Origin of the sequence: Sphingomonas sp., assembly GCF_036387595.1 — a bacterium.
GTDB lineage: Bacteria > Pseudomonadota > Alphaproteobacteria > Sphingomonadales > Sphingomonadaceae > Sphingomonas.
Genome location: NZ_DASVTL010000072.1, coordinates 1 through 11,465 on the forward strand (window position 1 = coordinate 1; position 11,465 = coordinate 11,465).

Consider the following 11,465-nt stretch of genomic DNA (forward strand, 5'->3'; position numbering starts at 1 on the left):
ATGCCGCCGACTGGCCAAGGATTTCGAGCGCACCATCGCTTCCGCAGAGGCATGGATCCTCGTCGCCAACATCCGCCTCCTCACCCGACGCCTTGCAAGGCACTGAATTATCGATCAACTTTACGATTCAGACTCTTAGACGCGTTCACGTCGGCGTCGCATCTTGGCACCCTCTGCGGGTTCATGATGTGCGGTGCGGAAGCCGGCGACCAGCTGATCGAGCGTGGCCGCGCGACCCGACAGGTCGAGCGTCACGGCATGATGCGTCTCCACGTCGGCACCGTTGCGCTGGGTTGCCTCTGCGAGTTCGGCAATCGTTGCGGTGACGCTGCGCAGTTCGACGGCCTGCTGACCAGCGGATGCGGCGATCGTACCGACCACGCCGCCTATCGCTTCGACCTGGGTCGTGATCCGGTTGAACGCGCCGCCGGTCTTTTCGACGAGCAGTGCGCCGGCATCGACCTGCGCCGTGCTGGCGGTGACCAGGCTCTTGATCTCCTCCGCCGCCCTGGCGGAACGCTGGGCCAGCCCGCGCACCTCGCCTGCGATGACCGCAAATCCCCGGCCCGCTTCGCCGGCGTGGCCGGCCTCGATCGCGGCATTGAGCGCCAGGAGATTGGTCTGGAAGGCCAGGCCGTCGATCAGTCCGGTGACCTGGGCGATCTGCGCCGTCGAATCCTGGATGCCGCGCATCGCGTTGATCGCATCACGCAGGATCTCGCCGCCGGCGATGGCCTCTCCGTTGATCGTGCGCACCGCACCGTTGGCGTCGCCAGCGAGTTCGGCGTTGCGCTGCACCTGGCCGGTCACCTGTCCCAGGCCCGCGCTGGTCTGATTAAGCGTCGCGGCATTGCGTTCGGTCTTGCGTGCAAGATCGTCCGACGCTTCGGCGAGGCCCGCGACGGCTCGGCGAATGCCCGTGCTGTGCTGGCCGACGGCGCCGATCGCCTCATCCAGATTGCCGACGGCGGCGTTGAAGTCGGTGCGCAGTTGCGCATATTCTCGCGGATAATCATCGTCGATGCGCGCGGTCAGGTCACGCGCGGCCAGATGGTGCAGCCGGCGCGCCAGATCGGCGACCACCGCTTGCTGAACTGCGTCCGCGTCCGCCTTGGCAATCGCCACGTCGCGGAATACCGCAACCGATCGGGCGATCGTGCCGATTTCGTCCGGGCGTTCCAGTCCGTCGATCGGAACCGCGTTGTTGCCCTGCGCCAGCTCGCCCATGACGCCGCACATCCGGGTCAACGGCGCGAACATGCGGCGCATCTGGCGGCGGCACAGCCACGCCGCTCCAAGCGTGACCAGCATGCCGACGAGCGCGATCTGCCAGGTGGCGGTGCCGATGTCCGCGAGGAAGTCCGCGGCCGGCACGCCGACATAAAGCATGCCGATGACGCGGCCCGAGCGATCCTTGATCGGATCATAAGCGGTGAAGAACGATCGCCCGAGGATGTCCGCACGGCCGCGGTACGGCCGCCCTTGCTCCAGCACGACGCTGCGCACCTCGTCCGAGGTCAGCGTCGTGCCGATGGCACGGGCGCCGTTCGCCTCCAGGACGTTCGTGCTGATGCGGCGATCGCCCAGGAAGATGGTCGCGGTGCCGCCGACCAGCGCCTCGACCCGATCGACCGGCGCGAAGAAATCGTTGAGCACGCGGTTGCCGACCAGCAGGCGATCGCCTTGGGTCGAAAAGGCCGTGCCATATTGCCGCAACGCGTCCCAGGCGACGCGCATGTTCGCCTCTTGCCGCTCGACCGCGCGTTCCTCCCCGCCGGAGATCATGATGTAGCGGGTGGCGCCGAAGGTGATGAGCGACAGCGCAACGAGCGATAGCGCGGTCAGCAGCGTGATCTTGCTCGACAGCAGCCAGGTGTCCAGCCGGCCGCCCGGGGCGGCAGTCGCAGGAGCAGAGACGGGGACGGCCGCGCGTGCAAGCCGTTCGAGTACCGCCGGATCGAGCACCGGCGGCAGTGCCGGGGCAGGGCGCGCTGGTGCAGGCGCCGCGGCAGCAGGCTGGGGATAGCGGTTGCCGAGCAGCGCATGGATGACGAGTCCGCAGAGCACCAGGATGACGCAATCGACGAACAGCACCGCCGGGTATATCCATCCGGCGGCTGCAAGCGCTGGTCCTCCCATCACACCGGCAAGCGCGGACGCGCCACCGGGGGGATGCAGGCAGCGACACAGCGACATGATGAGGATCGCGCCGGACACCGCGATAGCGGCGGCGAATACCGGGTTCGGGATCAATTGCGCACAGGCGACGCCGACCAGGGCGGATATGACATTGCCGCCAATGATCGCCCAGGGCTGAGCGAACGGGCTTGCGGGCACCACGAACAGCAACACGCTGACACTGCCCACCGCACCCATAAGCAAGGGCAGGCCAGCCGCCGGGGCCGGCAGCAGGCTGCATGTCAGGCCGGTCAGCAACACGCCCGCAAGCGCGGCGAGGCCGGCGATCAGCCGCTGGCCGGAGTTCGGCCCGAGCCATCCGATCTTAGGGGCCGCGGAAACCGCCGCGGACGCGGCCGTCAGCGGCAAGTTCTGCATCTGCACGCGATCGCGCCCCCAAAGTGTGGTGAATATGCGCTAATCATAGGATGGAGCGCGGCTCGGCGGTTCGCGCATGCTCGAACCACGCGGCGTACGGACTGTGATGAAACTGGCACGCAATAGCATTCTACCATGATTTACGTTGGTTCAGGCTTTGCCTGTCCCACTCTTTTGGGCATAGCCCGGCCATGTTTCGGGCAACGGGACATGCGACCGGGGGAGCATGTGTGCAGAAGAAGGTTTATCTTACGGCGGTCGCGTCCATAGCGCTGATCGCAGCGCAGGCCGTGCAGGCGCAGACCACGTCGGCATCGTCGCCGGTGCAGCCCGCGCCGTCGACCGCGCAGGACCGGGACATCGTCGTCGTCGGGATCACCCCGCTCACCGATTCCGATGACGTCTATGCCGCCACCGCGAAGGCCGCCGACATCGACCGTTCGCATGCGCTGGACCTGACCGAATATCTGACCCGCGCAACGGCCGGTGTTTACGTGAACGACATCCAGAACAACCCCCTACAGCCCGACGTCAATTACCGCGGCTATACCGCCTCCCCGCTGCTCGGCACGCCGCAGGGCCTGTCCGTCTTCCTGGATGGCGTGCGGCTGAACCAGCCGTTCGGCGATGTCGTCAGCTGGGATCTGATCCCACGCGCCGCCATCGCGCAGATCACTTTGGTACCGGGCACGAACCCGCTGTTCGGGCGCAACAGCCTGGGCGGTGCACTGTCGATCCGGACCAAGGATGGCCGCTCCGCGCCTGCGCTGGCGGCCGAGGCGAGCTATGGCTCGTTCGGTCGCCGGACCTTTCAGGCGGAGGCCGGCGGCATCGAGCAGAGCGGGCTGAACTGGTATGCGACCGCCAACCATTTCGCCGAGGACGGCTGGCGCGACGCCTCTCCGTCAAAGGCGACGCAGGTGTTCGGCAAGTTGGGCTTTACCGATGCCGCGACCGAAGTGTTCCTTTCGGGCAGCTTTGCCGATACTAACCTGATCGGCAATGGATTGCAGGACGAGCAATTGCTCGATCGCGACCGCTCGAGCATCTATACCAAGCCCGACCAGACGAAGAACCGCGCCGGCCTGATTAACCTGATCGTGGAACGCGAACTTTCGGATTCGCTTCATCTGTCGGGCAACGCCTATTGGCGCACCATCCGCACCAGGACGCTGAACGGCGACATCAACGAAGAGTCGCTCGGCGAGAACGTCTATCAGCCGAACGCCGCCGAGCGTGCGGCGCTGACCGCTGCCGGCATCACCGACTTTCCCACGGCAGGCGAGACTGCGCTGAATACGCCGTTTCCACGCTTTCGCTGCATCGCGAGCATCCTGCTCAACAGCGAGCCCAACGAGCGGTGCAACGGGCTGCTCAATCGCACCGCGACGGATCAGGACGAATGGGGTGCGAGTGGGCAGGCGACGTGGGTGACGCCGGCGGCCGGGGGCAGCAACCGGCTGACCATCGGGGGCGCCTATCTGCGCAGCAAGGCCGATTTCACCCAGTCGAGCCAGTTCGGCTATCTCACACCCGATCGTGACGTCGCGGTCATGGCGGGACCGGGTGCTTTCGCCGACGGCACGCAGGATTCGGAAGAGCCTGCGGATGCGCGTGTCGAGCTGACCGGGCGCACCTACACGCTCAGCGCCTATGCGAGCGACGCGATCGACCTGTCGCGCACGCTGCTGCTGACCGCATCGGCGCGGTATGACCGTACCGTCGTCCACAATCGCGATGCGCTAAACCCCGGCGGCGGCACCGGTTCGCTGGACGGCGACGCGCATTACAACCGCGTCAACCCCGCGGCGTCGATCGCGTGGACCACATCGCCGGCGTTGACGCTGCGCGCCAGCGTCGCGGAGACGAGCCGTGCGCCCTCGGCGATCGAACTCGGCTGCGCCGATCCCGACGCGCCGTGCCGCCTGCCCAATGCGCTAGCCGGCGATCCCCCGCTAGACCAGGTCGTCGTCCGCACGTTCGAGGCCGGGGCGAGCGGTGCCCTGGGCGCCGGCACGACGTGGACGCTGACTGCGTTCCGCAGCGACGCACGCGATGACATATTGTTCGTCGCGGACGATCAGGCGGGTTTCGGCTTTTTCCGGAATTTCGGACGTACCCGGCGGCAGGGCATCGAGGCGGGCGTGCGCGGCCGGCTGGGTCCGCTCGGGCTGCATCTCGACTATACCTATCTCGACGCCACGTTCCGCAGCCCGGAAACCGTCAACGGTGAGGCCAACAGCAGCAACGAAGGCGACGCGCCGGGGTTCGAAGGCGAGATCGACATCGAGCGCGGCGACCGTATCCCGCTGATCCCGAGTCACATCTTCAAGGCAGGGGCGACCTGGGACGTGGCGCCGCAGCTGGCGCTGAGTGCCGACATGATCGCCTTGTCCGGCGTGATCGCGCGCGGCAACGAGAATGGCGAGCATGAGCCCGACGGCCTCTATCATCTAGGCGAGGGAAAGACGGAGGCCTATGCGATCTTCAACGCGGGCATGGACTATCGCCCGGCAAAGGCGCTGACCATCTTCGTGCAGATCAACAATCTGTTCGATGCCGAATATGAAAATGCCGCGCAACTCGGCGCGACCGGGTTCACCGCCGCCGGAGCGTTTGTCGCCCGCCCCTTTGCCACGCCCGTGATGGACGGCGAGCGGCCGTTGCGGCATTCGACCTTCTACGCGCCAGGATCGCCGCGTTCGGCGCGGATCGGCGCGCGCGTAACATTCTGAGGCTCTTCTTTGAGGATCGCGCCGTTAACTAAACTAGGCTATACTCCCCTATAATCGGAACCATATCCGATAAAGGGGAGGGGCAAATGATGAAGAACACGAGGCATTTTCTCGCGTCCGCTGCTGCGGCCGCGTACATGTGTGCCGGCGCGGTTCCGGCTTACGCCGACACCACCGATGCATTGCTTCGTACGCTGCTGGCCAAGGGCATATTGACGCAGGCGGAATACGACCAGCTGTCGGCGCGCCAGCCCGTGGAGCCAGCGCCTGCGACAAGCGAGCCGGTTCAGGTCACGACGGCACAGGCGCAGCCACCGCAGCAGGCCGCCGCCGCCGCGCTGGACGACAAGCGCGCGATCCGCATGACCGAGAGCGGCGTCGGCTTCGAAATGGCCGGCGTCACGCTGAAGTTCTCCGGATCGGTCAACGGCTTCTACGTGCATGACAATAGCGACGCGGCCACTGCCAACACCGCGGTCGCCGGTGGACTGGCCTCGGTCGGTCCCAAAAGCTCGTCGATCCGCAACGGCCTGCTGCCGGGTTTCCTGAAGGTGGATGTGACCACGAATCAGGGCGGCTGGGATGTCGGTGCGCATTTCGGGATGTATCCTGGCATAGACAGCGTATCCGGCGTGGGCGGCGCCAATTCCGCGGGAACGCCGCAGGCGCTCGCGACCTCGGGCATCGACTTTCGCCAGACCTATCTGACCTTCGGCAAGCCTGGCTTCGGCGAGGTCAAGATCGGTCGCGACATCGGCCTGTTCGCATCCGACGCGATCCTGAACGACATCACGCTGCTGTCGGTGGGCAGCGCAGCGGGCAATGCGGCGCCGTCGAACACGTCGCTGGGGCGGATCGGGCTGGGGTATATCTATACCGATTTCCAGCCGCAGATCACCTACACCACCCCCAAGTTCGGCGGGTTCCAGGCTTCGGTCGGCGCGTTCCAGCCGCTGGTCACGATCGGCAACGACGAGGTCAACGGCACGCCGGGCTTCCAGGGCAAGGTCAGCTACGACTTCACCGCCGACAGCGTGACCGGCCATCTGTGGGCATCGGGCATCATCCAGAAGCATGACGGCATTCTGGGTTCGCCCAGCTATACCGGGCGCGCCTTCGATGTGGGTGCCAAGGTCGGCGTGGGGCCGGCGGCGGTCACCGGTTATTACTACGGCGGCAGCGGGGTCGGTACGACGGGCCTGTTCATCCTGTCCACCGCTGCCAACGGCCGCAAGCGCGACAGCCATGGTTACTATCTGCAGGGCACCTATGGGATCGGCAAGCTGACGCTCGGCGCAAGCTACGGCGCCAGCGTGCTCGACCTGGTGCAGGGCGAGATCAACCCCACCTTGCTCCGCCGCAACAGCAGCTGGGTAGGGCAGGCGCGCTATGGGTTGACGTCGTGGGTCACGCTGGTGGGCGAGTATGTCCACACCAAAGCCGAAGCGCAGGGGCCGAACGAGGCCGAGTCCGACGCGATCGCGGCGGGTGCGATCCTGTTCTTCTGACCCGCTGAGCACCATCGTCACGCGGCGGACGGCGATCATCGCCGCCGCCGCGTCCGCTTTCGCACGATCCGCGCCGGCGGCCGGTGCCTCCACCGAACTGCGGGAGATCGCGCCCGGCATCTTCGTGCGCCGTGGTGCTGATACCGAGGCGACGCGCGCCAACGCCGCGGCGATCGGCAACGCCGGTTTCGTGATCGGGCGTGACGCGGTGTGCGTCACCGATCCGGGCGGGAGCATGGCGGACGGTGCCGCGCTGCGCAGCGCGATCAGGGCACGAACCGATCGGCCGATTACTCATGTCGTGCTCGGACACGGCCATCCCGACCATGTATTCGGCGCCGCGGCGTTTGTACGGGACGGTCCCGCGATCGTCGGCCATCACCGGCTCGCGGCATCGCTCGCTTCCCGCGGCGACTATGACCGGCAGCGGCTCTCCGCGCTGATCGGCGCCGAGGCGGCGGGACCGTGGACCCTGCCGAACGCGATCGTTCGGGATCAGCTTACCGTGGATCTGGGCATGCGCCGACTCACCTTCACCGCGCATTCGCCGGCGCATACCCGGTGCGACCTTTCCCTGATCGACGATGCAACCGGCATCCTGTTCGCGGGCGACTTGCTCTTCGTCGAGCGCATACCTTCGCTAGACGGCAGCCTGACCGGATGGATCGCGGTGCTGGACCGATTCAACGCCACGCGCGTGATACCGGGGCACGGGCCGGTTCTGGTCGATCGCGCCCCCGCCGTCGCAAAGTTGCGGGCCTACCTCGTCATGCTGCGCGACCAGACGCGCGCTGCGATCGCGCGCGGCGTGCCGATCGACGTCGCGGCGCGCACCTTGGGGCAATCTGCGCGTGCGAACTGGCGGCTGTTCGACGCCTATCATCCGGGTAACGTCATCAAAGCGTATAAGGAGCTGGAATGGGAATGATCCGCCTTGCTGCCACCATCTGCCTGGCCACTGCCGCGCCGGCCGCCGCGCAATTGGACGATCCCGCCGCCCGCGAGGCTCGCTGGTCCGAGGTCCGCCGCGCCATCTTCGGCGAGCGCGCGGTCGCGGTCGCGACGCGCGGCATCGCAATCGACGCACCCTTGCGCGCGCAGGATGCGGCACTGGTGCCCGTCACGCTGGCCATCACCGATCCCGCGGTCGCCGCCGTTCACCTGGTGATCGACGAAAACCCATCGCCTTATGCCGCGCACCTGCGCTTCGGTCCGGCGGCGGTGCGCGACGGAGTTGCGTTCCGGGTGCGGGTGAACGGTTATACGACGATGCACGCGGTCGCCGAACATGCGGACGGCCGGCTGGCCGCGGTGTCACGCTTCGTCAAGGCGTCCGGTGGCTGTTCGGCGCCCATCGAGGTCAGCGACGAGGAAGCAATGGCTGGCATGGGAGCGATCCGCATGACTTTCGCGCCGGCCGCGAAGTACGGGCGGGTCGATGCGCTGGTGATGATCCGGCACCCCAATTTCACCGGTATGCAGATGAACCAAGTGACTCGCCTGACGACCCCGCCGCGTTATATCGAGCGGCTGGAAGTCACGATCGCGGGCCGCAGCATTTTCGCGCTCGACGGCGACATCTCTCTTTCTGCCAATCCCGCGATCGGCTTCGCTTTCGCGGGCAAGCCCGGCGACGAGGTGACGGTCGTGGCGACCGACAGCGCCGGCGCGCGCTGGGAGCAGCGGTTCACCGTGCCGACCGCGGCATCATGAGCCTGGTAATCGCGCTCGCGCTGGTCGGCGCGGTTCAGGTGGCGGAGCCGGAGGGTTATTGGACCGGCGCGATGCGCGGCGACGTGCCGTGGGCGCTGGCCGGTGCGAGGGTGATCGACGATGCCGCGCTCGACCGGCTGATCGCCGATGAGCGGCCGGTGCTGATCGACGTGTCGCCCGAGGAGCCGCGACCGCCGGGAAACCGGCCGTGGCTGCCCTTGCACCGGTCGATCCCGGACAGCCGCTGGCTGCCCGGGGCTGGGGAGGGGGTGCTCGCGCCTTCCCGCGTCACGCTGCTGACGACGATCGCCGTGCGCAACCGTGCGGTCGTGATCTTCTGCCATCCGCGGTGCTGGGCCAGCTGGAATGCCGCCAAGCGCCTGGTCCGCGCCGGTCATCCCCGCGTGTTCTGGTATGCCGCCGGAATCGAAGGCTGGCAGGAGCGCCACGCCACCGCGGTCGTCCAGCCGGACTCCGCGTGGGCCGCGTCCGCGGCCGTCAGCCCAGCCGCGCCGCGTGCCAGCGCAGGTGATCGGCCATGAAGGTCGAGATGAAGTAATAGCTGTGGTCGTATCCCGGCTGCATACGAAGCGTCAGCGGGATTCCAGCCTTGTCGCAGGCCGCTTGCAGCAGTTCGGGACGCAGCTGTTCGGCCAGGAACTGGTCGGCCTCGCCCTGATCGACGAGCAGCGCGGGCGCGCGGGCGCCGTCCTCGATCAGCGCCACCGCATCGTGGCGGCGCCAGGCGGCGCGATCCTCCCCCAGATAGCCGCCAAGCGCCTTGTGGCCCCACGGCACCTGACCGGGTGCTACGATGGGCGCGAAGGCGGAAATCGCCTTGAACCGGTCCGGATGCGACAAGCCTATCGTCAGCGCGCCGTGGCCGCCCATCGAATGGCCCATGATCGATTGGCGTTCCATGTCAGCCGGGAACTCCGCCGCGATCAGCGCGGGCAGTTCTTCGGTGACATAGGACCACATCTTGTAATGGGATGCGAACGGTGCCTCGGTCGCATCGACGTAGAATCCGGCGCCAAGCCCGAAATCATAGGCGCCGTTGGCATCGTCGGCGACGCCATCTCCGCGCGGGCTGGTGTCCGGCGCGACGAAGATCAGCCCCAGTTCGGCGCATGCGGCGCGAAACTCGCCCTTATCGGTGACGTTGGCATAGGTGCAGGTCAGCCCCGACAGATACCACACCACCGGCAGCTTGGCGCCTTCGGCATGTGGGGGCATGAAGACGGAGAAGGTCATGTCGGTTCCGGTCACTGATGAGCAGTGCTTATAAACCCCTTGCGTGCCACCGAAGCTGTGGTTCGCGCCGACCTTCTCCATCATCATTTCCTCAATTAAACGAACGTGTACGAGCAGATCTTGTTGCCCGCGGGGTCGCGCAGATACCCGGCATAGGCGCCCGGCAGATGGCCGCGATCGCCCGGCGCCCCCTCATCGGTGCCGCCAGCAGCCAGACCGGCGGCATGGAAGGCGTCGACATCGGACGGGCTGGCGGCGGCGAAACCGACGGTTACGCCGTTGCCGGAGGGCGCTTCGCCATTACCGGGCTTCAGCACCAGCAATGCCGGCTTGTCCTTGCCGTAGAGGATGGCGGAGTCGCCGAACGGACCCATGTTCTTCACCCCGAGCGGTGCCAGCGCCGCGTCATAGAAGGCCGCCGAGGCCACAAGATCGCTGGCGCCGAGCGCCACGTGCGAAAATACGCCGTCACCTGAAATCACCGTCATCATCCGTCTCCCTTGGTTGTTCTATCTGCCAACGCTTTTCTTAGAACACGACCACGCTGCGGATGCTTTCGCCGGCGTGCATCAGGTCGAAACCTTTGTTGATCTCGTCGAGCTTGAGGACATGGGTAATCATCGGGTCGATCTGGATTTTGCCGTTCATGTACCAGTCGACGATCTTCGGCACGTCGGTACGACCCTTTGCACCACCGAACGCGGTACCGCGCCAGTTGCGGCCGGTGACCAGCTGGAATGGGCGGGTCGAGATTTCCTTGCCGGCTTCCGCCACGCCGATGACGATCGACGTGCCCCATCCGCGGTGGCAGCATTCCAGCGCCTGGCGCATCACGGTGGTGTTGCCGGTCGCGTCGAAGCTGTAATCCGCACCGCCATCGGTAAGCGCCACCAGATGCGCCACGATGTCGCCGTCGATCGTCTTGGGATTGACGAAATGCGTCATGCCGAACTTGCGGCCCCATTCCTCGCGATCGGGGTTGATATCGACGCCGATTATCATGCCCGCGCCAGCCAGCCGGGCGCCCTGGATGACGTTGAGGCCGATGCCGCCCAGGCCGAACACGACGACGTTTTCGCCGACCTGCACCTTGGCGGTGTTGACCACGGCGCCGACCCCGGTCGTCACGCCGCAGCCGACGTAGCAGCTGGTCTTGAACGGTGCGTCTTCGCGGATCTTGGCGACCGCGATTTCGGGCACGACGGTGAAGTTCGAGAAGGTCGAGCAGCCCATATAATGGAAGATCGGCTGACCCTTGTAGCTGAAGCGAGTCGTGCCGTCGGGCATCAGCCCCTTGCCCTGGGTGGCGCGGATCGCTGTGCAAAGGTTGGTCTTGCCGCTGAGGCACGACTTACACTGGCGACATTCCGGCGTGTAAAGCGGGATGACGTGGTCGCCGGGAACAACGCTGGTGACGCCTGCGCCCACTTCGCGCACGATGCCGGCGCCTTCATGGCCGAGTACGCTGGGAAAGAGCCCCTCGCTGTCGAGGCCGTCGAGCGTGTAGGCATCGGTATGGCAGATGCCGGTCGCCATGATCTCGATCAGAACCTCGCCCGCCTTCGGCCCTTCGAGTTCGAGTTCGACGATCTCCAGCGGCTTCTTGGCTTCGAAGGCTACGGCAGCACGGGTCTTCATTGATTTTCCCTCCCCAGGATTTGAACGGCTTAGGCGCCATGGTGTCGTCCGTCGCACCGCA

General features: G+C 66.4%; 9 protein-coding genes and 1 pseudogene. 6 read left to right on the plus strand and 4 right to left on the minus strand.

Features of this window, described 5'->3' with window-relative positions:
* Positions 1-106, plus strand: a pseudogene (locus tag VF643_RS05935) (IS5/IS1182 family transposase); the annotation flags it as partial.
* Positions 107-135: 29 nt separating this feature from the next.
* Here VF643_RS05935 and VF643_RS05940 read toward each other — a convergent pair.
* The gene (locus VF643_RS05940; protein WP_331042553.1) at positions 136-2,556 is read right to left on the minus strand and encodes an HPP family protein; all 2,421 of its coding nucleotides are present in this window, start codon (positions 2,554-2,556) and stop codon (positions 136-138) included.
* A 230-nt stretch (positions 2,557-2,786) separates the two neighbouring features.
* Between VF643_RS05940 and VF643_RS05945 the strand changes: the two genes are divergently transcribed.
* The 5 genes from VF643_RS05945 to VF643_RS05965 all read left to right on the plus strand — a co-directional run bounded on the left by VF643_RS05945 (position 2,787) and on the right by VF643_RS05965 (position 9,054).
* Positions 2,787-5,291, plus strand: coding sequence for a TonB-dependent receptor (locus tag VF643_RS05945; protein ID WP_331042456.1), 2,505 nt, complete (start codon positions 2,787-2,789; stop codon positions 5,289-5,291).
* Positions 5,292-5,380: 89 nt separating this feature from the next.
* On the plus strand, positions 5,381-6,799 hold the full coding sequence (locus VF643_RS05950; protein ID WP_331042554.1) for a porin: 1,419 nt from the start codon (positions 5,381-5,383) through the stop codon (positions 6,797-6,799).
* The gene (locus VF643_RS05955; protein ID WP_331042457.1) at positions 6,780-7,727 is read left to right on the plus strand and encodes a quinoprotein relay system zinc metallohydrolase 2; all 948 of its coding nucleotides are present in this window, start codon (positions 6,780-6,782) and stop codon (positions 7,725-7,727) included. Before VF643_RS05950 ends, VF643_RS05955 begins: the two co-directional genes overlap by 20 nt.
* Positions 7,718-8,512 (plus strand): quinoprotein dehydrogenase-associated SoxYZ-like carrier, encoded by a 795-nt coding sequence (locus VF643_RS05960; protein WP_331042458.1) that lies wholly within the window; start codon positions 7,718-7,720, stop codon positions 8,510-8,512. Before VF643_RS05955 ends, VF643_RS05960 begins: the two co-directional genes overlap by 10 nt.
* Complete coding sequence (locus VF643_RS05965; protein ID WP_331042459.1) at positions 8,509-9,054, plus strand: rhodanese-like domain-containing protein; 546 nt, start codon at positions 8,509-8,511, stop codon at positions 9,052-9,054. The genes VF643_RS05960 and VF643_RS05965 overlap by 4 nt, the downstream gene beginning before the upstream one ends.
* On the opposite strand, the gene fghA is transcribed toward VF643_RS05965, so the two are convergent.
* From fghA to VF643_RS05980, 3 genes are read right to left on the minus strand one after another with little or no spacing between them, the layout of a single operon-like run.
* Positions 9,011-9,847 (minus strand): S-formylglutathione hydrolase, encoded by an 837-nt coding sequence (gene fghA, locus VF643_RS05970; RefSeq protein WP_331042555.1) that lies wholly within the window; start codon positions 9,845-9,847, stop codon positions 9,011-9,013. The genes VF643_RS05965 and fghA overlap by 44 nt on opposite strands.
* Positions 9,848-9,861: 14 nt before the next feature.
* Complete coding sequence (locus VF643_RS05975) at positions 9,862-10,254, minus strand: VOC family protein (RefSeq protein ID WP_414713806.1); 393 nt, start codon at positions 10,252-10,254, stop codon at positions 9,862-9,864.
* A gap of 40 nt (positions 10,255-10,294) precedes the next feature.
* The gene (locus VF643_RS05980; RefSeq protein WP_331042461.1) at positions 10,295-11,404 is read right to left on the minus strand and encodes an S-(hydroxymethyl)glutathione dehydrogenase/class III alcohol dehydrogenase; all 1,110 of its coding nucleotides are present in this window, start codon (positions 11,402-11,404) and stop codon (positions 10,295-10,297) included.
* Positions 11,405-11,465: the final 61 nt, after the last annotated feature.